The organism is Streptomyces sp. YIM S03343, from assembly GCF_054729195.1.
On record NZ_JBPUKX010000001.1, the window covers coordinates 465,157 to 490,436 of the forward strand.

Annotated in this window: 21 protein-coding genes; 7 read left to right on the plus strand and 14 right to left on the minus strand. The window is 72.5% G+C overall.

The genetic code is table 11. The annotated features are described in order from the left end of the window. Window positions 1–5: 5 nt before the first annotated feature. The 3 genes from ACSYGN_RS02120 to ACSYGN_RS02130 are packed head-to-tail and all read right to left on the minus strand — an operon-like array spanning window position 6 to window position 2,811. Complete coding sequence (locus tag ACSYGN_RS02120) at window positions 6–542, minus strand: NifU family protein (RefSeq protein WP_460391191.1); 537 nt, start codon at window positions 540–542, stop codon at window positions 6–8. A 14-nt stretch (window positions 543–556) separates the two neighbouring features. Next, window positions 557–2,500, minus strand: a complete 1,944-nt coding sequence (gene feoB, locus ACSYGN_RS02125) for a ferrous iron transporter B (protein ID WP_460391193.1) — start codon at window positions 2,498–2,500, stop codon at window positions 557–559. Continuing rightward, window positions 2,497–2,811, minus strand: coding sequence for a FeoA family protein (locus tag ACSYGN_RS02130; RefSeq protein WP_460391195.1), 315 nt, complete (start codon window positions 2,809–2,811; stop codon window positions 2,497–2,499). The genes feoB and ACSYGN_RS02130 overlap by 4 nt, the downstream gene beginning before the upstream one ends. 246 nt (window positions 2,812–3,057) lie before the next feature. Between ACSYGN_RS02130 and ACSYGN_RS02135 the strand changes: the two genes are divergently transcribed. Next, window positions 3,058–5,520 carry a SpoIIE family protein phosphatase gene (locus ACSYGN_RS02135; RefSeq protein ID WP_460391197.1) on the plus strand — a complete coding sequence of 821 codons (2,463 nt, stop codon included), beginning with the start codon at window positions 3,058–3,060 and terminating at the stop codon, window positions 5,518–5,520. 92 nt (window positions 5,521–5,612) lie between these two features. On the opposite strand, the gene ACSYGN_RS02140 is transcribed toward ACSYGN_RS02135, so the two are convergent. The 8 genes from ACSYGN_RS02140 to mftA all read right to left on the minus strand — a co-directional run bounded on the left by ACSYGN_RS02140 (window position 5,613) and on the right by mftA (window position 12,609). Continuing rightward, window positions 5,613–6,164: an adenylate kinase gene (locus ACSYGN_RS02140; protein WP_460391199.1), complete on the minus strand. Its 552-nt coding sequence runs from the start codon at window positions 6,162–6,164 to the stop codon at window positions 5,613–5,615. Window positions 6,165–6,334: 170 nt separating this feature from the next. Beyond that, window positions 6,335–7,828: a mycofactocin biosynthesis glycosyltransferase MftF gene (gene mftF / locus ACSYGN_RS02145; protein ID WP_460391201.1), complete on the minus strand. Its 1,494-nt coding sequence runs from the start codon at window positions 7,826–7,828 to the stop codon at window positions 6,335–6,337. Further along, window positions 7,825–8,607, minus strand: a complete 783-nt coding sequence (locus tag ACSYGN_RS02150; RefSeq protein WP_460391203.1) for a mycofactocin-coupled SDR family oxidoreductase — start codon at window positions 8,605–8,607, stop codon at window positions 7,825–7,827. The genes mftF and ACSYGN_RS02150 overlap by 4 nt, the downstream gene beginning before the upstream one ends. After that, the gene (gene mftE / locus ACSYGN_RS02155; protein WP_460391205.1) at window positions 8,604–9,704 is read right to left on the minus strand and encodes a mycofactocin biosynthesis peptidyl-dipeptidase MftE; all 1,101 of its coding nucleotides are present in this window, start codon (window positions 9,702–9,704) and stop codon (window positions 8,604–8,606) included. The genes ACSYGN_RS02150 and mftE overlap by 4 nt, the downstream gene beginning before the upstream one ends. Window position 9,705: 1 nt before the next feature. Further along, a complete protein-coding gene (gene mftD / locus ACSYGN_RS02160; protein ID WP_460391207.1) occupies window positions 9,706–10,878 on the minus strand; it encodes a pre-mycofactocin synthase MftD in 1,173 nt (390 codons plus the stop codon). A 49-nt stretch (window positions 10,879–10,927) separates the two neighbouring features. Next, window positions 10,928–12,145, minus strand: coding sequence for a mycofactocin radical SAM maturase (mftC, locus tag ACSYGN_RS02165; protein ID WP_460391209.1), 1,218 nt, complete (start codon window positions 12,143–12,145; stop codon window positions 10,928–10,930). Window positions 12,146–12,152: 7 nt separating this feature from the next. Continuing rightward, window positions 12,153–12,476, minus strand: a complete 324-nt coding sequence (gene mftB, locus ACSYGN_RS02170; protein ID WP_460391211.1) for a mycofactocin biosynthesis chaperone MftB — start codon at window positions 12,474–12,476, stop codon at window positions 12,153–12,155. A 10-nt stretch (window positions 12,477–12,486) separates the two neighbouring features. Next, a complete protein-coding gene (gene mftA / locus ACSYGN_RS02175) occupies window positions 12,487–12,609 on the minus strand; it encodes a mycofactocin precursor MftA (RefSeq protein WP_460391213.1) in 123 nt (40 codons plus the stop codon). Window positions 12,610–12,971: 362 nt separating this feature from the next. Between mftA and mdo the strand changes: the two genes are divergently transcribed. The 4 genes from mdo (at window position 12,972) to mftM (ending at window position 18,342) form a co-directional block, all read left to right on the plus strand. Continuing rightward, window positions 12,972–14,264, plus strand: coding sequence for an NDMA-dependent methanol dehydrogenase (gene mdo / locus ACSYGN_RS02180; protein WP_460391215.1), 1,293 nt, complete (start codon window positions 12,972–12,974; stop codon window positions 14,262–14,264). Window positions 14,265–14,396: 132 nt separating this feature from the next. Continuing rightward, window positions 14,397–15,716, plus strand: a complete 1,320-nt coding sequence (locus tag ACSYGN_RS02185) for an AAA family ATPase (protein WP_460391217.1) — start codon at window positions 14,397–14,399, stop codon at window positions 15,714–15,716. Between the two features lie 27 nt (window positions 15,717–15,743). Next, entirely contained in the window at window positions 15,744–17,261 is a 1,518-nt protein-coding gene (locus ACSYGN_RS02190; protein ID WP_460391219.1) for a VWA domain-containing protein, read from the plus strand. Window positions 17,262–17,427: 166 nt separating this feature from the next. Further along, complete coding sequence (gene mftM, locus ACSYGN_RS02195) at window positions 17,428–18,342, plus strand: mycofactocin oligosaccharide methyltransferase MftM (RefSeq protein ID WP_460391221.1); 915 nt, start codon at window positions 17,428–17,430, stop codon at window positions 18,340–18,342. Window positions 18,343–18,391: 49 nt separating this feature from the next. On the opposite strand, the gene ACSYGN_RS02200 is transcribed toward mftM, so the two are convergent. Genes ACSYGN_RS02200 through ACSYGN_RS02210 form a run of 3 tightly spaced genes read right to left on the minus strand, consistent with a single transcriptional unit; the run spans window position 18,392 to window position 21,994 of the window. Then, a complete protein-coding gene (locus ACSYGN_RS02200; RefSeq protein WP_460391223.1) occupies window positions 18,392–19,078 on the minus strand; it encodes a MadR family response regulator transcription factor in 687 nt (228 codons plus the stop codon). Further along, complete coding sequence (locus tag ACSYGN_RS02205) at window positions 19,075–20,586, minus strand: sensor histidine kinase (RefSeq protein ID WP_460391225.1); 1,512 nt, start codon at window positions 20,584–20,586, stop codon at window positions 19,075–19,077. Before ACSYGN_RS02205 ends, ACSYGN_RS02200 begins: the two co-directional genes overlap by 4 nt. Window positions 20,587–20,596: 10 nt before the next feature. Beyond that, window positions 20,597–21,994 (minus strand): iron-containing alcohol dehydrogenase, encoded by a 1,398-nt coding sequence (locus tag ACSYGN_RS02210; RefSeq protein ID WP_460391227.1) that lies wholly within the window; start codon window positions 21,992–21,994, stop codon window positions 20,597–20,599. A gap of 236 nt (window positions 21,995–22,230) precedes the next feature. Between ACSYGN_RS02210 and ACSYGN_RS02215 the strand changes: the two genes are divergently transcribed. Together ACSYGN_RS02215 and adh are read left to right on the plus strand one after the other, a co-directional pair. Continuing rightward, complete coding sequence (locus ACSYGN_RS02215) at window positions 22,231–23,469, plus strand: GAF domain-containing protein (protein WP_460391229.1); 1,239 nt, start codon at window positions 22,231–22,233, stop codon at window positions 23,467–23,469. Window positions 23,470–23,729: 260 nt separating this feature from the next. Then, entirely contained in the window at window positions 23,730–25,247 is a 1,518-nt protein-coding gene (gene adh / locus ACSYGN_RS02220) for an aldehyde dehydrogenase (RefSeq protein ID WP_460391231.1), read from the plus strand. The last annotated feature ends 33 nt before the right edge of the window (window positions 25,248–25,280 follow it).

The following is a 25,280-nucleotide window of genomic DNA, read 5'->3' on the forward strand; positions in this document are numbered from 1 at the left end:
GGTTCTCAGCCGTGCCGCCCGGCGTCCCGCACCTCGACGAGGTACGGGCACCGGCGGCGCAGCAGGCGTTCCAGACGCTGGTGCAGGGTGAACCAGGCGGCGGGGCAGCCGTGGCAGGCGCCGCCGAGGCGGACGCTGACGACGCCGTCCCGCACGTCGACGAGTTCGATGCTGCCGCCGTGCGAGCGGGCGTGCGGTCCGACCAGTTCGGTGAGGACGTCCTGGGCGGCCTCGTACAGCTGCTCGTCCGTCCCGGTGCCCGTGCCAGCCCCGGTGTGCCAGCCGTCCGGGTCCTCCAGGGCGGTGTGCAGGGCGGTGCGCACCCGGGGGCCGTCGCCGCGCCAGGAACGGCCCGCGCCGAGGCTGGTGACGACGGCCGCGGGCTCCACGGTGACCTGGTCGAGGGTGCCGTCGGTGAGCAGGGCCGCGAGCGGCTCGGGGACCGCCGTAGGGGCGCCGGTGCAGGTGAGGGTGGCGGCCGGGATGACCCAGCGCAGCTGTTCCGGCCTGTCGGGGACGGTTTGGGGGTGCAGGGGGATCATGGCGGCACCTGTCCTCAGGTCAGCGCCGCGGTGGCGGCGTGGACCAGGTAGGCCATCACCCAGGCCGTCGCGGTCAGATAGGTGAAGGCGATGGCCGGCCATTTCCAGGTGCCGCTCTCACGGCGGATCACGGCGACGGTGGCCATGCACTGGAGGGCGAAGGCGAACCAGACCAGCAGCGCGGCGATGGTGGGCGGGGTGAAGACGCGCTCGCCCTGGTGCGGCCCGTCCGGGTAGGTCATGGTGCGCAGCGCGTGGCTGGGGTTGCCGGGGTCCTGGGCGGCGGCGACCTGGCCGAGGGTGGCGACGAAGGTCTCCCGTGCCGACTGCGCGGACATCACGCCGACGTTGACGCGCCAGTCGAAGCCGAGCGGCTCGAAGACCGGGGCGACGAAGCGGCCGAGGTCGGCGGCGTAGCTGTGGTCGATGGTGTAGGCGGTCACGGCGGTGGTGTCGCCGGTGTCGACGTGGGCCGCACGGAGTTCTGCGTCGGAGTGCAGCGGCAGGTTGAGCGCCAGCCACAGGCCGAGGGAGGTGATCACGATGATGGTGGAGCACTTGCGCAGGAAGGCGCTGGCGGAGGTCCACATGGCGAGCAGGACGGCGCGCGGCGAGGGCAGCCGGTAGGGCGGCATCTCCATGAAGAACGGCATGGAGGTGCCGTTCCGGTCGGTGATCTTCTTGATGGCCCAGGCTGCGGTCATCGCGGAGACGGCGCCGAGCAGATACAGGCCGAACATGATCAGGCCCTGTGCGCCGAACGGGCCGATGCTGGCGCCGGGGTCGACGAGCAGGCCGATGAGCAGCACATACACCGGCAGGCGTGCCGAGCAGGTGATGAGGGGGGCGGCCATCATTGTGGCCAGGCGGTCCTTGGCGGAGGGCAGGGTGCGGGTGGCCATGATGCCGGGGATCGCGCAGGCGAACGACGACAGCAGGGCGACGAACGCCCGTCCCTCCAGGCCCGCGCGGGCCATGACCCGGTCCATGAGGAACGCGGCCCGCGACAGATACCCCACGCCTTCGAGGAGGGCGAGGAGCAGGAACAGCAGCATGATCTGCGGGACGAAGGTCAGCACACCGCCGACGCCGCCGATGAGGGCGTCGCCGAGGACCCCGGCGAGCCACCGGTTGCCGACGTGGTCGGCGACGAGGCGGGAGAGCCAGGCGAAGCCGGACTCCACGGCGCCCTGGAGCGGGGCGGCGACGGTGAACACGGTCTCGAAGAACGTGATCATGACGGCGAAGAAGACGACGGTGCCCCACAGGGGGTGCAGCAGCACCGCGTCGAGGCGCTGGGTGGCCTTGTGCCGTTCGGCGGGCCGGTACTCGGCGTGGGCGAGGACGGACTCGGCCCAGGCGTCCAGTTCGGCGGGTTCGGTGGGCGGGGCGATGACGGGCACCGGCCAGTCCTGCCAGTCGGCGATACGTTCCCGCAGAGCGGCGATCCCGTGTCTGCGGTGGCCGACGACGGGCAGCACGGGGACACCGAGGGCCTCGGAGAGCGCGGCGGCGTCGACATGGCCCTGACGCACGGACAGTTCGTCGGTGAAGGTGAGGACGACACAGGTGGGCAGGGCCTGGGTGAGCGCCTGCGCGACGAGGCCGAGCGAGCGGCGCAGCGTGGTGGCGTCGACGACCACGAGCAGGGCGTCGGGCCGGGGCGAGCCGTCGATGTGCCCGCCGAGGACGTCCACGGCGATCTGCTCGTCGGGGCTGATCGGGTCGAGGCTGTAGGTGCCGGGCAGGTCCTCGACGACATGGTCGCGGCCGCCCGCCCGGCAGGTCCCGACGAACCGGGACACGGTCACTCCGGGATAGTTGCCGGTCTTGGCGTTGAGCCCGGTCAGGGCGTTGAAGACGCTGGTCTTGCCGGCGTTGGGGCTGCCGAGCAGGGCGAGGCGCGCGTCGCCGGTGACGACCGCCGTGCTCCCGTCGTCGTGGCAGGAGGCGCTCACCGCCCGGTCCCGTCGGTCTCGACGGTGCTCACGCAGGCCGCCTGGGCACGGCGCAGACAGATCTCGTAGTCCTTGACCCGGTAGACGACGGGGTCGCGCAGCGGTGCGCGGCGTACGACCTCCACGACGGCGCCCGGGGTGAAGCCGAGGGCCCCCAGCCTGCGGGCTGTCTCCGGTGCCCCGGAGACGACGACCTCGACGACGGTGGCCCGTGCGCCGGGCGCCAGTTCGGCCAGGGGGCGCCGTGTGCCGCCGTACCCGACCGCCGTGCCACGGCGCTCCCGCCCCACCAGCTCCTCGGCAACGCTCATCGACGCCTCCGCCTTCCGAATGCCGGGCGAATCCCGCCCGGCCGCACACTTTAGCTAAGGAGAGGCTAACCTCAGACATCCGGGTCAAGACCGGCCGCCCGTCCCGTCGATCCGGGACCTTCGGCCCACCCTTTCCGGACCTCCGGCCCCTGGTGTGATCCGGCACACAGAGGGCTGTCCGCGCTACCGGCGCCCCCGAGGGTTCTCCCATGGCGTACGGGGCGGTCCGGCGGGATGCTGAACCACGTGACCGTAGGCGGGGCAGGAGCGGACGGCCTGGCGGCGGTGATCGACGCCGGAGGGACGATCACGGCCTGGGGCGCCACGGCACAGCATGCCCTCGGGTACCCGCCGGGCGAGATCGTAGGCCGGTCCGCCGCCGGGCTCCTCGCCGCGCGGCTGGCTCCGGAGGCGCTCCGGAGCATCACGGAGGGACAGGAGTACGCCGGCGAGGTGGCGCTGCGTCACCGGGACGGCGGGCAGGTCGTGGCGCGGCTGCGCGCGGTGCCGCTGGCAGCCGCCGGGGCGGCGCCCCTGTGGGTCGTGACCGCCGTGGATCCCGTCCCGCCCCGGGGGTCCCCCCTGTTCGAAGGGCTCGGGGGAGGGCACAGGGCGTCGCTCGGGGGAGGGCACACGGCGTCCGGCGCGGCCGGGCTGTGGGAGTCCACCCTCATCCAGCTGCCCATGCCGGTGGCGGTCTACGACCGGGACGCCCGGCTGGTCGGCGCCAACGAGAGCATGACCCGGCTGACCGGTCAGTCGGTGGAGGAGATGCGCGGTCTGACCGTGTGGGAGATCTTGCCCCGGCCGCCGTTCGACGAGTTCGACCGGCTCCAGCGGCAGGTGCTGCGCACCGGCGAGACCCTGCACCGCGAGTCGCAGGCCCCGCCGCTCGGGGAGACCACCGTGCGGGCGCTCTCGACGTACTTCTCACCCCTGAGGGACGAGACCGGCGAGGTGCGGGGCATGTGCGCGACGGTGTTCGACACCACCGAGCACCACCGTGCCCGCCGCCATCTCGCCGTCGTCAACGACGCCGCGGTGCGGATCGGCAGCACCCTCGACGTGATCAGGACGACGGAGGAGCTGACCGAGGTGGCGGTGGCGGCGTTCGCGGACTTCGTCTCCGTCGATCTGCTGGACCATGTCGTCCGGGGCGACGAGCCGCCGCCGGTGCCGTTCGGCGCGCCGATCTCCTTCCTGCGCTGCGCGCAGCAGTCGGTACTGCCCGGCTGCCCCGAGTCCGTGCTCTCCCCGGGCGACACCGAGGTCTGTCCGCCCAATTCCCCGCACGCTCTGACGCTGCACAGCGGCCACGCCTTCCGGTACCACTCGGGCGACGCCTTCATGGGCAACTGGGTGCAGATGTCCCCGGCGCGCGCCGAGAGCGCACAGCGGTACGGGGTGCACTCGATGATGCTGGTGCCGCTGCGGGCCCGCGGTGTCACCCTGGGCCTGGTCCAGTTCGTCCGGCACCGCAACCCGGAGCCCTTCGGCCCGGACGACCAGGCGCTCGCCGAGGAGATCGGCGCCCGGGCGGCGGTGAGCGTCGACAACGCCCGCCGCTACACCCGTGAACGCCGTACCGCACTGACCCTCCAGCGCAGTCTGCTGCCCGAACGGCTGCCCCAGGCGATGGCACTGGAGATCGCCCACCGCTATCTGCCGGCCGGCTCGGGCAACGAGGTCGGCGGCGACTGGTTCGACGCGATCCCGCTGTCCGGCGCCCGCGTCGCCCTGGTCGTCGGGGACGTCGTGGGCCACGGCATCCACGCCTCCGCCACCATGGGCCGGCTGCGCACCGCCGTACGCACCCTCGCCGACGTCGATCTCGCCCCGGACGAACTGCTCACCCAGCTCGACGACCTCGTCATCCGCCTCGACAAGGAGGAGGGCCCCGAGGCGCGCGGACAGCCGCACGAGGTCGGCGGGGACATCGGCGCGACCTGTCTGTTCGCCGTCTACGACCCGGTGAGCCGCCGCTGCACCCTGGCCCGCGCGGGACATCCACCGCCGGTCCTGGTCTCCGCCGACGGCACCGCGCGCTACCTGGACCTGCCCCCGGGACCGCCGCTCGGCCTCGGCGGTCTGCCGTTCGAGTCCGCCGAGATCGACCTCGTGGAGGGCAGCACGCTCGCCCTCTACACCGACGGGCTGCTGGCCTGTGCCGACCAGGACGTCGACGTCGCCCTCGACATGCTGCGCACCGCGCTCGGCCGGCCCGCCCCCACCCTGGACCAGACGTGCGAGGAGGTCCTGCACTCGGTGGTGCGCCACCGTCCCACCGACGACGTGGTCCTGGTCCTCGCCCGCGCCCACGCCCTCGAGGCCGGCCAGGTCCGCACCTGGCAGGTGCCGTCGGACCCGGCGATGGTCGCGGAGACCCGGAAGTCGGCCTGCGACCAGGTGGCCGCGTGGGGCCTGCAGGACTCGGTGTTCGCGACCGAGCTGATCGTGAGCGAGCTGGTCACCAACGCCATCCGCTACGGCGTCCCGCCCATCCAGTTGCGGCTGATCCGGCACGACACGCTGATCTGCGAGGTCTCCGACGGAAGCGGCGCTGCACCCCATATGCGCCGGGCCCGGATCTACGACGAGGGCGGCCGGGGTCTGCTGCTGGTGGCCCAGCTCGCCGAACGCTGGGGCAGCCGCCAGACCGCGGCGGGCAAGACCATCTGGGCGGAACAGACACTGCCGCCGCCGTCCTGAGCACCCCTCGCGAGGAGCGAAACGGAAAACAGAAAACAGAAACCGGGGCGTACCCGGACTCCCGTACGCCCCGGCCTCTCACCGCTACGGTGTCACGCGATCCGTTCGAGCTCCTTCAGAGCGCGTGAGGCGATGTCGTCCACCGGTCCGGTGGCCTCGACGGTCAGCAGGATGCCGGCGTAGTGGTCGAGCAGCGGGGCCGTCTCCATGCCGTAGACCTGCTGGCGGTGGCGGATGACGCCCTCGGTGTCGTCCGGACGTCCGCGCTTGAGCAGCCGGGTCACCAGGATGTCCTCGGGCGCGGTGAACTCCACCACGGCGTCCAGGTGGGCCCCGATGCGGTCCAGTACGTCGGTGAGGTCGAGGGCCTGAGGCACGGTGCGGGGGAAGCCGTCGAGCATGAAGCCGCGCCGGGCGTCCGGCTGGGCCAGCCGCTCGTGGACCATGCCCACGGTGATGTGGTCGGGGACGAGCTCACCGGTGTCCAGGTAGTGTCCCGCTTCCCTGCCGAGCGAAGTCCGGCGGGTCACATTGTCGCGGAAAAGATCCCCCGTGGAAATGTGGGGGATCCCCAGCCTCTTGCCGAGAATCACTGCCTGGGTGCCTTTGCCCACCCCGGGTGGGCCGATAAGGACGAGTCGCATCTGCCGTCCGTGCCTTCCGGTCGTCGCGCCCGCCCGCGCGGGCGCATTGTTGAGCCCGGACCCCTAGGTTAGAACCGGGCTGTCATGTTCCGCTCGCCTGCGGGAACCCGACGGCAATCTTTTCTGCCGGGCCCGTGATTTCCCTGCGGTTTCCCTGAAAAATCAGGGCCCTACGGCCTCTCCCCCGCCGTCCAACGGCCCACCGTCCGCAGGGCCAGTCGGGGCCGCAGCGGTGCCGTCGTACGGCGCCGCAGGGCGCCCGCCCACACGCCGGAGCCGTAGGCCAGATCGTCGAGGCGACGGACCGCGGTGTGGGCGAGGGGCGGCAGGGGGCTGCCGGAGCGCCGGTGGTCGGCCAGGCCCTCGGCGACGGCCGCGGCGAGCAGCAGCCGGCGGGCGCGGCGACTGGCCACCGCCGCGGCGGCCGCCACCGGCCAGTGGTGGCGGGTGGCGCAGTGCAGCAGCTGCTCCGCCGTCCCCCGCAGCGCGGCCAGCGACAACAGGGCCCCGGCGCGGGCGGGATGGTCGGCGTCGGGCATCCGGCGGGCCACGCGCACCGCGGTCGTACCGGTCAGGGCGAGCGCCGCCGCCACCGGGAGCCGCCTGCCGGTGAGCAGCAGGGCGCAGGCGGCCAGCGACCAGGGCGCCGCGTAGAGCGGGGGCACCTGTCCGGGGTGACGCAGGGCGAGATCGGCGGCGCCGGTGCCGTAGCCGTAGCGCTGGGCGAGCCAGCCGCGCGGGCGGGTGCGGTGACGGTGGCCGACGCGGGCGGAGGGGACGTAGCGCACCCGCCAGCCGGCCTCGTGCAGCCGCAGGCACAGATCGACGTCCTCACCGACCCGCATGGCCTCGTCGAAGCCCGGTCCTACGGCACTGCGGCGGACGACGACGGTGGCGCTGGGGACGTACGACAGCGCGGACACCGGTACGACGGGTCCTTCGGCGGCGCCCATGTCGAGCGGGGAGCGCAGCGCCTCGTAGCGGTCGAGGAGTCCGGGGCCGGGCACCGGCAGGGCCACCACGCGGGGTGCGGTGAGTGCGACGGCGGGGTCGGTGAACTGGGCCAGCAGGGGGCCGAGCCAGCCGGGTTCGGGGACCACGTCGGAGTCGCAGAACGCCACATACGGCGTACGGGCGCGGCGCAGGCCGGTGTTGCGGGCGGCGGCGGGGCCGAGGTTGCGGGGGTGGGTGAGGAGTTCGGCGCCGTGGGCGCGGGCGACGCGGGCCAGGGCGGCGGGGTCGGAGGAGCCGTCGTCCACGACGAGGACCGGCAGAGGCGCAGTGTCCGGTGCGGTACGCAGGGCGGTGAGCAGCCGGTCGAGCTGGTCGGCGCGGTCGTGGATCGGGACCACGACGGTGGTGTCGCGGACCGGGACGGGCGCCGGGCGCGGATGCACGATCCCCGCGTCCAGCAGCCGCCGCGCGAGACGTCCGCTCGGCGGGTCGGTGACGGTGAAGCGCCCGGCGTCGAGGAGCCGGGCGGCGCGCGCGGACAGCCGTACCAGCCTCGGGGGCGAACCGCCGAGGGCCAGGCGGCCGTCGTTGGAACGGTGGACGCGGGGGGCGAGTTCGACGGTGAATCCGGCGGGCAGGGCGATGTCCGGCGGGGCGGTCAGCCGGGTGCCCTGCGGGGTTGCGCCGGTACGGGGGACGAGTGCCGTCATACGGTGAAGCCTCCGTCCGCGTGCAGTACGGATCCGGTGAGTGCGGCGGCGTCGGGCGAGCACGCCCAGGCGACCGCCGCGGCGACCTCGTCAGGGTCCAACGGGCGCCCGGTGAGCTGCTGTTCGGCGAGCTTGTCGATGTCTGGCAAGCCGTAGAGGTCGGCGGTGGCGCGGAGCATGTCGGTGCGGGTGGAGCCCGGGGACACCGCGACCGCGCCCACTCCGGTGTCGCGCAGATCGCAGGCGAGGGCGCGGACCAGTCCGGCGACGGCGTGCTTGGCGGCGCAGTAGGCACCCAGGCCCCACAGGCCCCGGTGGGCGGCGGCGGAGGCCAGGGCGACGAAGCGGCCGGTGCGGGGCTGGGGTCTGCGCAGCAGGGCGGGTACGGCGGCGCGGGCGAGGTGGGCCACCCCGAGGACGTCGATGTCGAGCAGGGTGCGCCACTGGGCGTCGGTCTGCTCCCACACGGGGCCACCGCCGAGGATGACGGCCGCGGCGGCGACGGCGGCGTCGAGCCCGCCGTGCTCGCGCTCGGCGAGGTCGACGGCGGCTTGCAGGGCGGCGGCGTCGCGGACGTCGGCGCGGACGGTGTGGACCAGCGGGAACTCCCGTGCGAGGGCGTCGAGTTGGGCGGCGTCGGCGAGGGGGTAGGGCACGTAGGGGTCGTCCTGGCAGCGGTCCACCGCGACGACGGCCCAGCCGTCGGCCGCCAGCCGCCGTACGGTGGCGGCACCGATGCCGCGGGCGGCTCCGGTGACGACGGCGACGCGGGGGGTCATCGTCGCGCTCCGGCGGGAACGGGGGCCTGGGCTGTGGCGGTTGCGGGGGCGCCGAGGCGGCCGTTGCCGGTGATTCGCCAGGCGCCGAGGTCGGCGGTGAGGCGGTCGGCCATCGCGTCGAGGAGCCGTCCGCCCTCCTCGGCGTGGGCCCCTGCGGGGTCGCCGAGGACGCCGGAGGGGCTGACCCCGCCGACGGACTCGGCGATCAGCCGGTCCATCAGGAGGTGGACCGGTTCGGTCGGTCCGGCCACCGCCCGCTCAGTGCGCACGGCGGCGGGCCGCAGCGTCAGCATCATGGACGTCTCGGTGCGCCCGGCGTGGGCGTCCGAGCCCGGCGGGACGCAGGGCCACCACGCGACGTCCCGGCCCTCGCGGCGCAGTGTGGTGACGGCGTCGGTGAGACCGTCGAGGTTGCCGCCGTGGCCGTTGACGACGAGCAGCCGGGATGCCCAGCGCAGCAGCGAGCGGCCGGTCTCGACGAGCAGCAGGCGCAGCGCCTCGTGGCCGATGGACACGGTGCCGGGGAAGCCCTCGTGCTCACCGCTGGCACCGTAGGGCTGGGCCGGCGCGACGAGCACACCGCCGGCCTCCCCCAGCCGGGCCGCCGCGCGTTCGGCGACGGCAGTGGCCACGGCGGTGTCGGTGTCCAGCGGGAGGTGCGGGCCGTGCTGCTCGCAGGAACCGAGCGGCAGCAGCACCAGGGGGCGGCGGCCGGTCAGCTCGGGCCAGGGGAGGTCCGCGAGGGCGGGGGCGGCAGTCATGGAGGCGGGCAGCGCAGCCACGGGGTCGGGAACGGCGTCCGCGGAGGCGGGCACGGGGTCCGCAGAAGCGGGCGCAGCAGCCTCGGAGGCGGGCGCGGCAGTCATGGAGGCGGGCAGCGCAGCCACGGGGTCGGGAACGGCGTCCGCGGAGGCGGGCACGGGGTCCGCAGAAGCGGGCGCGGCAGCCGCAGAAGCGGGCGCAGCAGCCTCGGAGGCGGGCGCAGCAGCCTCGGAGGCGGGCGCAGCAGCCTCGGAGGCGGGTGCGGCAGCCTCGGAGGCGGGTGCGGCAGCCTCGGAGGCGGGCGCGGCAGCCTCGGAGGCGGGCGCGGCAGGCATCTCAGACCGCTCCGAGGGTCCGGGTGAAGCCGGGCGGGATCACCAGGTCGTCGCGGTTCAGCTCCTGGACGGAGGCACGGCCGAGGCCGAGCAGCGCCGAGTCGATGCCGCGGGAGAGGATGTCGAGGACGTTCTCCACCCCGCCCTGCCCGCCCGCGGCGAGGCCCCACAGATAGGCACGGCCGATCATCACGGCCTTCGCGCCGAGCGCCAGCGCCTTGACCACATCGCTGCCGCGCCGCACCCCGCCGTCGAGGAGCAACTCCACCTGATGGCCGACGGCGTCCGCGACGGCGGGCAGGGCGCGGATCGGGGCCGGGGTGGCGTCGAGGTTGTTGCCGCCGTGGTTGGACACGGAGATCGCGGTCACCCCGGCGTCCACGGCGCGCAGCGCGTCGTCGACCCGGCACACGCCCTTGAGCACGAACGGCCCGTCCCACTGCTCGCGCAGCCAGCGCACGTCGTCCCAGGAGGGCGGCGGGGTCTGCATCCATTCGCCGTAGGCGCCGAAGAAGGTCGGGGCCTGCTGTCCGGACTCGGCGAGGTTGGGGGTGCGCAGATCGGGGAGGCTGCCGGTCTTGACGAAGTCCCACAGCCAGCGGGGGCGCGACAGGGCCTCGGGGGCCAGGCGCGTCATCTCCTTGAGGTCGAGGCGCTCGGGGATCTGGGGGCTGCCCCAGTCGCGGCCGTAGGAGAACGACCAGTCGAGGGTGGCGATCAGCGCCTTGGCGCCGGACTCACGGGCGTACTCGATGCGGCGGGCCATCGCATCCTTGGAGCCCATCCAGTACATCTGGAAGAAGGTCCGCGGGTTCGCGGCAACCACGTCGGTCAACGGTTTGCTGGCGAAGGAGCTGAGGCCCATGGCCGTACCGCGGGCGGCGGCGGCGCGGGCCACGGCCACCTCGCCGTCCGGGTGCACGGCCTGCACCCCGGTCGGAGAGATGATCACGGGCATCGCGAGCTGCTCGCCCAGGACGGTGGTCGCCTGGTCGCGCTTGGCGGACAGCCCGGCGACGTGCGGGGCGAAGCCGAGCTCACCGAACGCCGTCGTGTTGTCCTCGTAGGAGACGCCCTGCTCGGAGCCGGCGAGGAGCGCGCTGTAGACGGACTTCGGCAGCCGCCTGCGTGCTCGCCGCTGGGCCTCGGCGACCGTCTCGATCCACCCGCTCATGTGCGTCCTCTCTCGTTCATCTCTGGTGTGTGGTCTGCGAGTTGCGAATTCACCGGCCGCCGCTCAGCGGGCTCTCGTCGCACCGGCGGTCCGGGCGGCGGGTGCGGACGGCGGGCATGCCCAGGGGCACGGTGCGGTGCGAGTGGTCGTTGCCCTGTTGCGGGAGGGCGTCCGGTTCCACGGCGGTGAGGGCGGCGGCGCCGTGACCCCTGACGCATTCGGGGTCGGGGCCGTCGAGCGGCAGGCCGGTGAAGAACTTCGCGGCCATGCAGCCGCCCTGGCAGTTGTCGTAGGCGGGGCAGACCGAGCAGGCCCCGCCCGAGGAGGGCCGCCGCAGATCGACGAAGAGCGCCGAGTCCCGCCACACCCGCTCGAAGCCGCCCGGCGCACGGACATTGCCCGCCCGGAAGGCGTCGTGGATGGCGAACGGGCAGGCGTACACGTCGCCGACGGGGTCGATGAGGCAGACCACGCGCCCGGCGCCGCACAGGTTCAGGCCCGGGATCGGCGCGGAACCGAGGGCGTTGAGATGGAAGAAGGAGTCCCCGGTGAGCACCCGCTCGCCGTGCCCGCAGAGCCAGTCGTAGAGCTCGCGTTGCTGGTCGGCCGTGGGGTGCAGTTCGTCCCACACATCGGCGCCGCGGCCCGAGGGACGCAGTCTGGTGATGCGCAGCTGGGCGCCGTAGCGGTCGGCCAGGGCGGCGAAGTCGTCGAGCTGCGGGATGTTCTGACGGGTCATCACGACGCTGATCTTGAAGTCGCGGAATCCGGCGGTGGCGAGGTTCTCCATCGCCTGTACCGCGGTGTCGTACGAACCCCGGCCGCGCACCGCGTCGTTGACCTCTCGGGTGGCGCCGTCGAGGGAGATCTGCACATCGACGTAGTCGGTGGCGGCGAGGCGGCGGGCGCGGTCGGGGGTCAGCCGCAGGCCGTTGGTGGAGAACTTGACGCCGACCTGGTGATCGACCGAATGGTCGAGGAGTTCCCAGAAGTCGGGGCGGACGGTGGGCTCCCCGCCGCCGACGTTGATGTAGAAGACCTGCAGGCGCCGCAGCTGGCCGATCACCGACTTGATCTCGTCGGTGGACAGTTCGCGGGGGTCGCGGCGTCCGGAGGAGGACAGGCAGTGGGCGCAGGAGAGGTTGCAGGCGTAGGTCCACTCCCAGGTGAGACAGATGGGGGCGTGCAGACCGCCCTTGAACTGCTCGACGAGGGACGGAACATGGCCGGGTGCCGGGGGCAGGGGTGCGGGGAGGATGGTGGTCATGAGGTCGTCACCGTGTTCCGGTTCCGCTGGGTGCAGCGGCGCTGCCGTCGCCGGCTCCGCCGTGCCGCTGGACGATCATGTCGGCGGCGGCCAGTGAGGCCAGCGCGCGCCGGAAGGCGTCCCGCCGGCTCTCCGGCACGTCCGCCAGGGCGTCCCCGGCGCTCGGGTGACCGGCCAGGCCCCGGACCAGTTCGACGAGTTCCGGTGCTTTGAGGAACGACAGCCGGCGGTTGCCGAAGTGGTAGGCGAGCGCCCCGAACGGCTCGGGGCGCAGCGCGACGGAGGGGCTGAGACGGTACGGGAGGGTCGTGTCGAACGCCGGGGAGGTCATGGCGGCCGGCCTAGTAGACGCCGCACATGCCGTCGATCGACACCTCTTCGACAAGGATCTCCTCGCTCATGTCGTCGAGGTCGGCGGGCACGACGGCGGTCTCGGACTCGGCGGTGGGACGGTCCTCGGGCATGGCAATCCTCCTGGGCAGGCGGGGAGTTGAGCGGCGGTCCTCTGCGTGGTCCGACGGTGGTCGTGCGGGACCCGCCGTCATCGACGCTACGGACGCGACCGCCGTGTGCCGCCCTGCTTCCGGCCGCCCTCGCCCTGTCCGGTCGGACAGGTGTCCGAAAGCGGGGCCGGGACCCTGACCGTTCGGACAGGTGCGGATCCCGTCCGTCCGCGCCGGGCTGCCGTCCGGGTGGCCGGTGTCGGCGCAGGGCGGCTTCCCGGAAGGTGAGTCACGCCACGAACTCCGGACCGTCTGCGCCACCGGCGACAGAGCAGTCGACGCAGCACGCGCGGCATCGCCGCGCGGAGAGGACAGTCGCGAACATGAAGGTCGAAGAGCTTCTCAAGCCGTTCCCCATCAAGGAATTCCACCCCTTCCCGCGTGCCCTGATGGGCCCGGGCGCCCATGAGCTGATCGGCCCGGAGGCCAAGAAGCTCGGGTTCCGGCGGGTGCTGGTGATGACGACGGGGCTGCGCAGCAGCGACACCGTGCACAAGATCGTCGAGTCGCTGAAGTACCACGGCCTGGAGGTCGTGCTGTACGACAAGGTCGAGTCGAATCCCAAGGACTACAACGTCATGGACGCCGTGGCGCTGTACCAGGAGAACAAGTGCGACTCGTTCGTCTCCATCGGCGGCGGCTCCTCGCACGACGCGTGCAAGGGCGCCCGTATCTCGGTGGCGCACGACGGGCGCAACGTCAATGACTTCGAGGGCTTCAACAAGTCGGAGAACCCGAAGAACCCGCCGCACATCGCCGTCTCCACCACGGCCGGCACCGGTTCGGAGACGTCCTGGGCGTATGTCATCACCGACACGACCACCGACCCGGACAACCCGCACAAGTACGTCGCCTTCGACGACGCCTCGGTCGCCTCCCTCGCCGTCGACGACCCGACCCTCTACTACGACTGCCCGCTCGACTACACCGCGCAGTGCGGCTTCGACGTCCTCGCGCACGCCTCGGAGCCGTATGTCTCCCGCCTCAACTTCCAGCCGTCGCTGGGCAATGCGCTGCACGCCATCCGACTGACGGCCCGTCATCTGAGGCAGGCGGTGTGGAACGGGCAGGACCTGGCCGGGCGCGAGGGCATGATGTACGCGCAGTACATCGCGGCGCAGGCGTTCAACTCCGGTGGCCTGGGCATCGTGCACTCCATCTCGCACGCGGTCAGCGCCTTCTACGACACCCACCACGGCCTCAACAACGCGATCGCGCTGCCGAGGGTGTGGGCGTTCAACATGCCCGCGCAGTACGAGCGGTTCGCGGACATCGCGGAGGCGATGGGTGTCGACACGCACGGCATGACCAAGGTGAAGGCGGCCGAGGCCGCGCTCGCCGCGGGCATCAGGCTGCTGCGTGACGTCGGCATCCCGGAGAAGTTCACCGATGTCCACCAGGACACGTACTCCAAGAACCGCCTCGGACAGGGCCCGACGAAGTACTACGAGCGGGCCGATGTCATCAAGGGCGACGCCACCGACGTCGACCGCATCACCAACCACGTCCTCGGCGACGCCTGCACCCCGGGCAACGCCAAGGAGTGCACCTTCGACACCGTCCGGCCCGTCGTCGAACACTGCATGACCGGCGACCTCGACGACCTGCTCGGCTGAGCCCAGGGCCACCCGCCAGGCCCACCCGCCAGGCCCACCTGCCAGGCCCACCTGCCGAGCCCGACCCGCCCGGGGGCGGGGGACGGACGCCCTCACGTCCTCCCCCGCCCCCGTCTCCCGGACGGAGGAACCGTGTCCACCGCACCACAGCCCCAGATCCCCGGCGCGCAGGCCGACTTGCACAGCGACGCGCAGGCCGACCCGCCGCAGGCGTTCGCCTCGATCGACGACCTGTCCGAACGCTTCGCCGAGCACGGCTACATCACCGACCGGCGCCTCGCCACCACCGTGTTCCTGCTGACCCGGCTGGACAAGCCGGTGCTCCTGGAGGGCCCGGCGGGCGTCGGCAAGACCGAACTCGCCAAGACCCTCGCCGCGGTCACCGGCCGCCGGCTGCTGCGGCTGCAGTGCTACGAGGGCCAGGACGAGAGCCGCGCGCTGTACGAATGGGACTACGGCAAGCAGCTGCTCTACACCCAGATGCTGCGCGACAAGATCGGCGACCTCATCGCGGACACCCCCGATCTGCCGTCGGCGATCCGGCGCATCGAGGAGCAGGACAGTGTGTTCTTCTCCGACCGTTTCCTCGCCCCGCGCCCGCTCCTTGAGGCGGTCCGCGGCGAGCAGCTGGCAGTACTGCTGATCGACGAGGTGGACCGGGCCGACGAGGCGCTGGAGGCCGTCCTGCTGGAGTGCCTGGCCGAATACCAGGTGTCGGTGCCGGAGATCGGCACATACACCGCGAAGGTGCCTCCGTACGTGGTGCTCACCTCCAACAACACCCGTGATCTGTCGGCCGCGTTGAAGCGCCGCTGTCTGCATCTCTTCCTCGACTACCCGGACGCGGAGCGGGAGCTGGAGATCGTGCGGTCGAAGGACACCGGTCTCCCGGACGCCGCCGCACGCCAACTGGTCGAGGTGGTAAGGGGGTTGCGCGAGCTCCAGTTGCGCAAGAACCCCAGCATCTCCGAGACCGTCGACTGGGCCCGCACCCTGGCCGTGCTGGGCGTCGACGAGCTGGACCCGGCGGTGCTCGCCGACACGGCGAACGTGGTGCTCAAGTACGAGCGCGATCTGCACCGCGCCCTCGACCATCTGCCGCGCCTCGTCGACCCGAACCGCGTCCTGCCGGAACCGGGCCACGGACACCACCACGGCCACGGACACGGCCATGGGCACGGCCATGGGCACGGAGACGGCTATGGACACGGGCACAGCCACGGGCACGACGACCAGCATCACCACCACGGTGCGCCGCCCGCCGCCCCGGAGGGGACGGCGGAACCCGGTGAGGCGGACGGCCGGGCCGTACGGGCCGCGATGGACCGGCAGGGCCGGCACGACGACGGCTACTACGGCGCTCCCGGCCCCGGCCCGGACCGGCGGACCACCGCGGGCGGCGGTCAGGGTGCCCGCGCCTTCGCCGCCGTCTCCCGGCGCCGTACCGACTGAGCCGGGGGGGCGGGCGTGGAAGCGGGTGTGCACCGATTCGTTCGTGTCCTAAGGCTGTTCGGGCTGCGGGTGTCCGTGTCGGAGGCCGTGGACGCCATGCGCGCCGGCGCCCAGCCGGGCGTGCTGGGCGAGCGGGAGACGCTGCGTGAGGCGCTGCGGATGACGCTGGTCAAGGACCGCAGGGACGACGCCGTGTACGACGACCTGTTCACCGCGTTCTTCTCACTGCGCCCGGTCGGCGGGACGGACGACGGCCACGGGCACAGCCATGAGCACGACGACCTGGCCGACACCGGTGAGCTGGAGTCGTTCACCGTCTCCGACGAGCCCTCCGAGACACCCCAGCAGGGGCACAGTCACGGGAAACCGGCCGACATCCGGGACTACTTCGACCAGCAGGACCTGGCGCAGCAGTACAACCTGCACCAGGAGGCCAACAAGATCGACCTGGCCGCGCTGACCGATGAGATCGTGCTGTCGAAGGACGGCGGCGCGGGCGGCCAGGACGTCGGCCCGTCCGTCCAGTTGGAGACGGAGCGGCTGCACCGCGCGGGAGTCCCCGGCCGACTCGCCCCCTCGACCGGGCACCCACTCGACACCGCCCTCACCGTCGCCCAGCAGGACACCCTGTTCGGCTGGCTGGCGGACACCGATGCCGACGACGACGGCCCCGGCCTGACCCGCCAGGACCTGGCGGGCATCGTCGAGGACCTGCCCGAACTGCTGCGACGCCATCTGGACCGGCTCGCCCAACTGGGCTCCGTGGCCGTCGAGTCGGGCGTCCTGGACGAAGGCGCCCGTGTCGAGGCCGTGGACGAGCACGAACGCGACCAGTTGGAGGAGGCGCTGCGGCGTGTCGGCCGGACCCTGCGCGGCGCGCTCACCAGCCGCAAGCGGGAGTCCCCGCGCGGCCGGGTCCACCCGGCCCGCACCATGCGCCGCAACATGCGCTACGACGGCGTGCCCTTCCGCCCGGTCACCGTCACCCGCGCCGAGGACCGGCCCCGGCTGGTGATCCTCGCGGACGTCTCCCTCTCGGTGCGGGCCACCGCCCGGTTCACCCTGCATCTGGTGCACGGACTCCAGTCCCTGTTCGGGCAGGTCCGCTCCTACGCCTTCGTCGACGAACCCACCGAGATCACCGAGCTGTTCGCCGAGCACCCGCTGGAGAAGGCCCTCGGCCTGGTCTTCGACGGGCTGCCGGCCGGCGGGCTGCTCGACACCGACGCCACCTCCGACTACGGCCGCACCTTCGAGCTCCTGCTGTCCGAACACGCCCCCGCGCTCGGCCGCCGTACCACCCTGCTGGTGCTCGGCGACGGCCGCGGCAACGGCAACGCCCCGCGTACCGAGGTCTTCGGGGAGATCACCCGCCGGGTCCGGCAGACCGTCTGGCTCACCCCCGAACCCCGCTACTCCTGGGGCCTGGGCGCCTGCGACCTGCCGCGCTACGCGGAGCACTGCGACCGGGTCCAGGTGGTCGCCGACCTCGCCGGGCTGCAGCGCACGGCCCACCGGATGGCGGCGGAGGCGACCGGCCGATGACCACGGAGCGCTCCGCTGGAAGTGCCGCGATGTGTCTTCTGTCGTCTGCGGCACCGTCGTGGCTGGTCGCGCAGTTCCCCGCGCCCCTTCAGGGCGCTGCCGGACCGCAGCGGACTTCGCCCGACCTGCTCAGTCTCTCAGGGCTCGCAGAAGGGAGGGTCCGCCAGTGAGCACCGCGGCGGCACACCGCATCGACCCTCTCGCCCCGCACCCGCCGGGCCGGTACACCGACCACCTGGTCAGCGTGGTACGGGACGGCCCCACGGCCTCCGCCGACCGCGACGCGCGCCAACCCGTGGCCCGCACCCCGCACTTCACGCTGCGCCGCCACGGCCGCCGTATCGAACTGAGCCACGCACTGGACCCCGGGCGGCTGGACAACGACCTGGCCGGACTGCTCGCCGAGGAGTTGTTCGCACCCGGCTGGCTGTCCGGCAGCGATGTCTTCGAGCGCGTCTTCACCGGCGTGGTCCGCACCTGCGTGGACGGCGCGCTGCCCGCCTGGACCACCTTCTACGCCAACACCCTCGCCGGCATCCGGGCCTCCTGGCAGTCCGAGGACCCGGCGGACCACTCCTCCATCGCCGGTTTCGCACCCGTCTACCGGCGCACCCTCGACCTGGTCGCCCCCGGTGCGGTGCTGGACCTGGGTTCCTGCTTCGGCTTCCTGCCGCTGCTGCTCGCCGCGAAGGAGGGGCACGAGGTGATCGCCTCGGATCTGGCGCGGGGCACCATGCGGCTACTCGACGCCGTGGCCGGGGCGCGCGGACAGCGGCTGGAGACGCTGGTGTGCGACGCGGCACGGGTGCCGCTGCCCGACGGCGCGGTGGACACCGTCACCGTCATCCATGTGCTGGAGCATCTCGACCCCGGGCACGGCGAGGCCGTCGTACGGGAGGCGCTGCGGCTGGCGCGGCGGCGGGTGGTGGTGGCGGTGCCGTACGAGGACGAGCCGACCGCGGCGTACGGTCATGTGCGGTGCTTCGACCCCGGGAAGCTCGCCGGGCTGGGGCGCGGCAGCGGGGAGCGGTTCCGAGTGGAGTCGTATCACGGGGGCTGGTTGGTGCTCGACCTGGCTTGACGCTTCGGGCTTGACGCTTCGTTGTTGATGCTTCGTTGTTGATGCCTCGTCAGATGACACCCAACTTGCTCGCCTCGTAGACGACTTCGGCCCGGCTGCTCGCGTCCGTCTTGCGCATGATGTTGCGGACGTGGAACTTCACCGTGGTCTCCGAGATGTACAACTGGGTGCCGATGTCCCGGTTGCTGAGCCCGCGGGCGAGCAACTTCAGGACTTTGAGCTCCCGTTCGGTGAAGCGGGGCCGGTCGGGCTGCACCCGCATGGAGCGGACCATGGCGGCGGCCGCGTGGGAGTCGAAGGCGCTCTCGTTGCGGGCGACGGCCCGGATGGCGCGCAGCAGTTCGGTGGTGTCGACGTCCTTGACGACATAGCCACGCGCGCCGTGCCGGATGGCCTCGACGACGAGCGAGTCGTCGAGGAAGGTGGTGAGCACCAGGACCGCGAGCCCGGGATGGCGTGCGGTCAGGCGGGCGCACAACTCCATGCCCTCGGTGTCGTCCCCGGTGGACAGTTTGAGATCGAGGAGCACGATCGACGGGCCGGTCCGCTCGACGACCGCGGCGGCCTCGGCCGCGGTGCTGGCCTCCCCCACCACCTCCAGATCGCTCTCCCGCTCCAGGATCGAGCGCAGTCCGTGCCGGATGATCGCGTGGTCGTCGACCAGTACGATCCGCTGCGGGGCCGCGGGCGGCGCCGGCTGCTCCTCGGTCATCGCGGTCTTCGCCTCCGTCGTCATGTGCCGCCTCCTGGTCCTTGTCTCACGGGCAGCGGGATCTCGACCCTCAGCAGGACTCCGCCCATACGGGACCGGCGGATGGCCAGTCTGCCGCCCAGTTCCTCGGCGCGGGCGACCATGTTGGCGAGCCCGCGGTGCCGTCCCGACAGATCGGTGGCCCGGGACAGCCTGAGGGCGCGGCGCAGCTTCGCCGGTTCACCCGTGCCGTCATCGGACACCGTCAGCACGACGGATCCGGGCACAGGCACACCAGGCCCGGGCACATGCGCGTCAGATCCGGGCACATGCGCGTCGGATCGGGGCACCGGCACCGCAGATCCGGACACATACCGCAGGCCGACCAGCGCGCGGCCCGCCTTGCCGTGCGTGGCGGAGTTGAACAGTGCCTCGCCGGTCAGCCGCAACAGGGACTGCTCGGCCTCGGGCGGCAGCGGCTGCGGACTGCCCTGCACCCGCACCCGTACGTCGAGGTCGGTGGTGAGGTGGACGGTCGACAGCTGCGCCAGCATCACCGGGAGCGGGCCCGCGGTTTCACGGGAGGTGCGGTGCAGGGCGTAGATCGCGGCACGCAGCCGTTCCACGGCCTGCCGGTTGAGGTCCTTTGCTTCGGCGAGCCGCGCGGCGATGACGGCGGCACGCCCCGCGGAGACCCCGGCGCCGTCCGGCGCGGCGAGTTCGGCGCGGGCGACCTCGACCGTCATGCCCGCGCTGAGCACGTACTGCGTGACGCTGTCGTGCAGTTCGCGCGCGATACGGCGGCGTTCGTCGTCGAGGGCCTGGCGCTGCATGGCGTCCAGCAACCGGGCCTGGGTCTCGGCGAGTTCGGCGTTGCGGGCGGCGAGGTCGCGGGCCTGGCGCTCGGCGGCCTCGGACAGTTCCTCGGTGCGTCCGCGCAGGGTGGCGGCGGCGTGGAAGAGGAACGTGTTGTGCAGGGCGACGGCGGCCTGGTTGGCGAGCACCCGCAGGATCGCCAGGTCGGTGTCGGCGACCTCGACCCCGGCACCGGGGCGGGCGGCGATGCCGCCGACCGGTTCGCCGTCCAGGGTCATCGGCGCGCGCACCCAGCCGGGGCCGCGGTCCGGGGCGGATGCGTCGTCCCGCGCCTGTGCCTCCCAGGGGCGGGTGCGCAGCAGGCGCAGATGGTCGCGCACCTCGGCGGGGACGGCGGCATCGTCGTCGATCAGCACGTCGTCGGCGTACAGCAGGAAGCGGGGACGGGCGGCGCGCAGCGCGCCGTCGGCGACGGCGAGCAGCAGCCAGCGCGCCTGGAGGTGCTCGGCGGCGGTGCGGACGACGGCCTCGACGAGGGCACGCGGACCCTCCGCGGTGCGGACCAGGGCGCGGGAGATGCCGTCGAGGGCCTCCACGGTGCGTTCGAGGCGCTCGGTGGAGCGGACGTAGGCCGGGTAGTACGACCGTTTGCCGGACCGCAGGCCGGTGAGCACGCCGAGGTCGGCGGGCTGCACGGCCAGGTCTGCGGACTGTACGGCCGGTTCGGGGACGCTCACGTCGGCCGCCTCACAGTGCCTCGCGGAACAGGGTCTCGATGTCCCGTACGTCGACGTCCCTGGGGTTGGTGGCCATGCAGGCGTCCTTGAGGGTGGTGCGGGCCAGCACCGGCACATCGGACTCGGCGACACCGAGGCTGGCCAGCCCCTTGGGGACCCCGACGTCGTCGGCGAGGGCGCGCACCAGTTCCGCGAGCTGGGCGGCGACCTCCTGCGGCGGCACGCCCTCGGTGCGCAGCCCGGCCGCCGCGCCGAGGGCGACGAACCGTTCCGGCCACGCCTCCGCGTTGAACCGGATGACATGCGGCAGCAGTACCCCGTTGACCACGCCGTGCGGGGCGTCGAGCAGGCCGCCGACCTGGTGGCTCATGGCGTGGGTGGCGCCGAGGATGGCGTTGGTGAAGGCCATGCCCGCCTCCAGGGATGCCTGCGCCATCGCGAGACGGGCGCCGAAGTCCCTGGGCTGGACCTGGGTGCGGAGCAGATTCCCGGTGATGAGGCCGACGGCGTGCAGGGCGTGGGTGTCGGTGAGCGGGTTGTGGGCGCGGGAGACGAACGCCTCGACGGCATGCGTCAGGGCGTCCAGGCCGGTGGCCGCGTTGAGCCAGCCCGGCATGGTGGTGAGCAGCCGCGGGTCGATCACCGAGATCTCCGGGACAAGGGTGCGGCTCACGATGGTGATCTTGATGTGTTCGGTCGTGTCGGTGATGACGGCGAACTGCGACACGTCCGCCCCGGTGCCCGCCGTCGACGGCACCATCACGGTGGGCGGGGTGGGCCGGCCGACCCGGTCCACCCCCTCGTAGTCGAGGATCCGTCCGCCGTTGCTGGACAGGATCGCGACACCCTTGGCCGCGTCGATGACGGAGCCGCCGCCCACGCCGACGATGACGTCGCAGCCGCTCGCCTCGTAGCGCCGGAAACCGGCCTCGACCTCGTGGTCCTTGGGGTTGGGCGTCAGCTCGTGCCAGACCACGGGGCGCAGTCCGACCCGGCGCAGATGGCCGACGGCCTCGTCCGTCCAGCCCGCCTCGATCAGACCGGGGTCGGTGACCAGGAAGGGGCGGCGCCCGCCGAGCCGTAGCGCGCAGTGCCCGAGTTCGGCCAGCGAACCGGGCCCGAAGACGACCTCCGGGACATGGAATTTCGCGAGCCGCGCCGACCTGCGCACATCGTCGGTGGGCGTCTGCTGCGGTCCCAGGAGCTCGCCCTGGCCCTCGTCGCGGCTCCAGTCACCGCTCGGATCACTGCTCCGGCCGCGGTCCCGGCCCCGGCCACGGTCCGGAGCACGCTGCCGATCCCGGTCCGGAGCGTGCTGCCGATCCCGGTCCGGAGCACGCTGCCGATCCCGGTCGAAGCCCTGGTCACGGCGCGGCTCGCTGCCACCGGCCACCGTGCTCCCGGTCATCAGCGACATATGACCTCCCGGGGGCCGTGAACTCCGCAACATGAACGAAACCTTGATTTTCACTACTTCCTTCGTCGATAACACTGTCCTGAAACCGCGGACCAAAGCTAGGGGCGCGTCGGCAAAGGCGGCACCTGTCCGGACGGACGGGGAACCCTGTCCGAACGGGCAGGGTGCAATTCCGGGCCGATTGCGGACAATGGAACGTTGTCCCCGCCCGCAGACAGGGGAGGCACATGGCACAGCAGCAGGACCTCCGACGGCGCAGGGCCACGCTGGAGGGCGAATGGTCCCGGCTGGTACCGCGGCTCAAGGACCCGGGCACGGCCCCGAGCGTCGGCGATCCGCTGCGCCACGAGGTCACCGAGTCCTGGGCGCGTTCCCTGAGCAGCGTGGACCCGGCCCGGGACAGCGCCCCGGTGAGCGACGGCGGCGCGGTGCATGGACGCTGGTCTGGCTCCCCGCTGCGCCGCCCGGTGGACGACCTCGCCGACGAGTTGCGCAGCGTCGCCGAGGACGCCGGGTTCGTCACGGCGGTCACCGACGAGTCGGGGACGATCCTGTGGACGTACGGCGGCCGGACGATGCGCCGGCGGGCCGAGCGGGTCAACTTCGCGCCGGGGGGACGATGGGACGAACAGGCCATGGGCACCAACGCCCTCTCCCTGGCCCTGCGCACCGGCCGCCCCAGCACCGTGTTCTCCGCCGAGCACCTGGTGACGGCCCTGCACGGCTGGGTCTGCTACTGCGCACCGATCCACGGTCCCGACGGCCAGGTCCTGGGCGTCCTGGACCTCTCCACCACCTGGGACCGCTCGCATCCACTGGCCATGTCCACGGTGCGCGGCCTGGCCTCCGCCATGGAGGCGAGCCTGCGCAGCGCCCTGCCCTCCCGCCGCCCCGGTGCCGAGGGCCCGCCGGTACGGCTGAACTGTCTGGGCGCCGAGGAGGCCGTACGCGACGGCGCCCCGCTGGCCCTGCGCCCGCGCCAGCTGGAGATCCTCACCCTGCTCGCGCTCGACCCGGACGGCTGGTCCCCGGAGCGGCTGCGCGAGGCCCTGTACGGCGAGCGCCCCGTGACCGTGTCCACCTTCAAGGCGGAGATCTCCCATCTGCGCCGGGCCCTCGGCGGCGGCATAGCCACCCGCCGCTACGCCCTCACCGCCCCCGTCTCCTGCGACGCCACCGAAGTCCTCGCCGCCCTGGAGCAGGGCGACACGGAGACCGCGCTGCGCCTGTACCGCGGCCCGCTGCTGCCGCGCTCCTCGGCGCCGGGCATCGACGAGTGGCGCACCCATCTGGAGGTCGCCGTACGGGAGGCGGTGCTGGCCAGCGTCCGCCCGGAGCACGCGCTGCACTACGGCCGGCAGGCGCCGTACGACGCGGAGGTGCACGAGCACGCGCTGGGCCTGCTGGACCTGGACGACGCGCGCCGGGCGATCGCGGCGGGCCGTCTGACCACGGCATTGCGCTGACGGACGGCGGGCAAGGCCACTGACTGACGTTGGGCGGTGCCACTGACTGACGTTGGGCGGTGCCACTGACTGACGTTGGGCGGTGCCACTGACGGGCCCCACCTGGACCGGCAGCACCGGGCGGGCGGCATCCCGTCGGCACCAACCTGACGCCAACCTCGGACCTCCACAGTGACCCACGCCACGACGACGTGGGCCGTCGCGGCGCGAACCGCAGTCATCCCCCTGCCCTGCCCCCTCCCTCCCCGAGGAGAGCCGCCATGGTCTACGCCCAGCCGGGAACCGACGGCAGCATCGTCAGCTTCGCCCCCCGCTACGACAACTTCATCGGCGGCGACTGGGTCGCCCCCGTGGAGGGCCGCTACTTCGACAACATCTCGCCGGTGAACGGCAAGGTGTTCTGCGAAGTCGCCCGCTCCTCCGCGGCGGACATCGAGCTCGCCCTGGACGCCGCACACGCCGCCTCCCAAACCTGGGGCCGAGCCTCGACGACGGAGCGGGCGAACGTCCTGAACAAGATCGCCGACCGGATCGAGCAGAACCTGGAGAAGCTCGCCGTCGCCGAGACCTGGGAGAACGGCAAGCCGGTGCGCGAGACGCTGGCCGCCGACCTGCCGCTGGCCGTGGACCACTTCCGCTACTTCGCCGGGGTGGTGCGCGCCCAGGAAGGCAGCATCTCGGAGATCGACGCGGACACGGTCGCGTACCACTACCACGAGCCGCTGGGCGTGGTCGGCCAGATCATCCCGTGGAACTTCCCGATCCTGATGGCCGCGTGGAAGCTGGCCCCGGCGCTGGCCGCGGGCAACTGCGTGGTCATCAAGCCGGCCGAACAGACCCCGGTGAGCCTGCTGCTGGTGATCGAACTGATCGCGGACCTGCTCCCCCCGGGCGTCCTGAACATCGTCAACGGCTTCGGCGTCGAGGCGGGCAAGCCGCTGGCGTCCAGCCCGCGCATCTCAAAGATCGCGTTCACCGGTGAGACGACCACCGGCCGACTGATCATGCAGTACGCCAGCGAGAACATCATCCCGGTCACCCTGGAACTGGGCGGCAAGAGCCCCAACCTGTTCCTGCCGGACGTGATGGCGGCCGACGACGACTTCCTCGACAAGGCGGTGGAGGGCTTCGTGATGTTCGCCCTCAACCAGGGCGAGGTCTGCACCTGCCCGTCCCGTGCCCTGATCCACTCCTCGATCTACGACGACTTCATGGCCCGCTGCGTCGAGCGCACCAAGGCGATCGTCAGCGGCGACCCGCTGGACCCGGCCACGATGATCGGCGCGCAGGCCAGCGTGGACCAGTACGAGAAGATCATGTCGTACATCGACATCGGCAAGAAGGAAGGCGCCGAGATCCTCACCGGCGGCTGCTCCCGCACGGTGAGGGGCCTCGAGGAGGGCTACTACGTCGAGCCCACCATCTTCCGCGGCACCAACGACATGCGGATCTTCCAGGAGGAGATCTTCGGCCCGGTCGTCTCCGTCACGACCTACGACTCCGTCGACGAGGCCCTCAAGATCGCCAACGACTCCCTCTACGGCCTCGGCGCCGGCGTGTGGACCCGCGACGCCAACACCGCGTACCACGTCGGCCGCGAGATCAAGGCGGGCCGCATCTGGACCAACTGCTACCACGCCTACCCGGCCCACGCGGCCTTCGGCGGCTACAAGGGCTCGGGCATCGGCCGCGAGACCCACAAGATGATGCTGGACCACTACCAGCAGACGAAGAATCTCCTGGTGTCGTACTCCGCCCAGAAGCTGGGCTTCTTCTAGAGCCGGAAAATGGGCGCCTGACCTGGGAAGATA

Excerpts from the sequence above, each read along its gene's own strand:
- ACSYGN_RS02120 (WP_460391191.1), bottom strand. The coding sequence starts at position 542 with ATGATCCCCCTGCACCCCCAAACCGTCCCCGACAGGCCGGAACAGCTG.
- ACSYGN_RS02130 (WP_460391195.1), bottom strand. The coding sequence starts at position 2,811 with ATGAGCGTTGCCGAGGAGCTGGTGGGGCGGGAGCGCCGTGGCACGGCG.
- ACSYGN_RS02140 (WP_460391199.1), bottom strand. The coding sequence starts at position 6,164 with ATGCGACTCGTCCTTATCGGCCCACCCGGGGTGGGCAAAGGCACCCAG.
- mftF (WP_460391201.1), bottom strand. The coding sequence starts at position 7,828 with ATGACGGCACTCGTCCCCCGTACCGGCGCAACCCCGCAGGGCACCCGG.
- ACSYGN_RS02150 (WP_460391203.1), bottom strand. The coding sequence starts at position 8,607 with ATGACCCCCCGCGTCGCCGTCGTCACCGGAGCCGCCCGCGGCATCGGT.
- mftE (WP_460391205.1), bottom strand. The coding sequence starts at position 9,704 with ATGCCTGCCGCGCCCGCCTCCGAGGCTGCCGCGCCCGCCTCCGAGGCT.
- mftD (WP_460391207.1), bottom strand. The coding sequence starts at position 10,878 with ATGAGCGGGTGGATCGAGACGGTCGCCGAGGCCCAGCGGCGAGCACGC.
- mftC (WP_460391209.1), bottom strand. The coding sequence starts at position 12,145 with ATGACCACCATCCTCCCCGCACCCCTGCCCCCGGCACCCGGCCATGTT.
- mftB (WP_460391211.1), bottom strand. The coding sequence starts at position 12,476 with ATGACCTCCCCGGCGTTCGACACGACCCTCCCGTACCGTCTCAGCCCC.
- mftA (WP_460391213.1), bottom strand. The coding sequence starts at position 12,609 with ATGCCCGAGGACCGTCCCACCGCCGAGTCCGAGACCGCCGTCGTGCCC.
- mdo (WP_460391215.1), top strand. The coding sequence starts at position 12,972 with ATGAAGGTCGAAGAGCTTCTCAAGCCGTTCCCCATCAAGGAATTCCAC.
- ACSYGN_RS02200 (WP_460391223.1), bottom strand. The coding sequence starts at position 19,078 with ATGACGACGGAGGCGAAGACCGCGATGACCGAGGAGCAGCCGGCGCCG.
- ACSYGN_RS02210 (WP_460391227.1), bottom strand. The coding sequence starts at position 21,994 with ATGACCGGGAGCACGGTGGCCGGTGGCAGCGAGCCGCGCCGTGACCAG.
- ACSYGN_RS02215 (WP_460391229.1), top strand. The coding sequence starts at position 22,231 with ATGGCACAGCAGCAGGACCTCCGACGGCGCAGGGCCACGCTGGAGGGC.
- adh (WP_460391231.1), top strand. The coding sequence starts at position 23,730 with ATGGTCTACGCCCAGCCGGGAACCGACGGCAGCATCGTCAGCTTCGCC.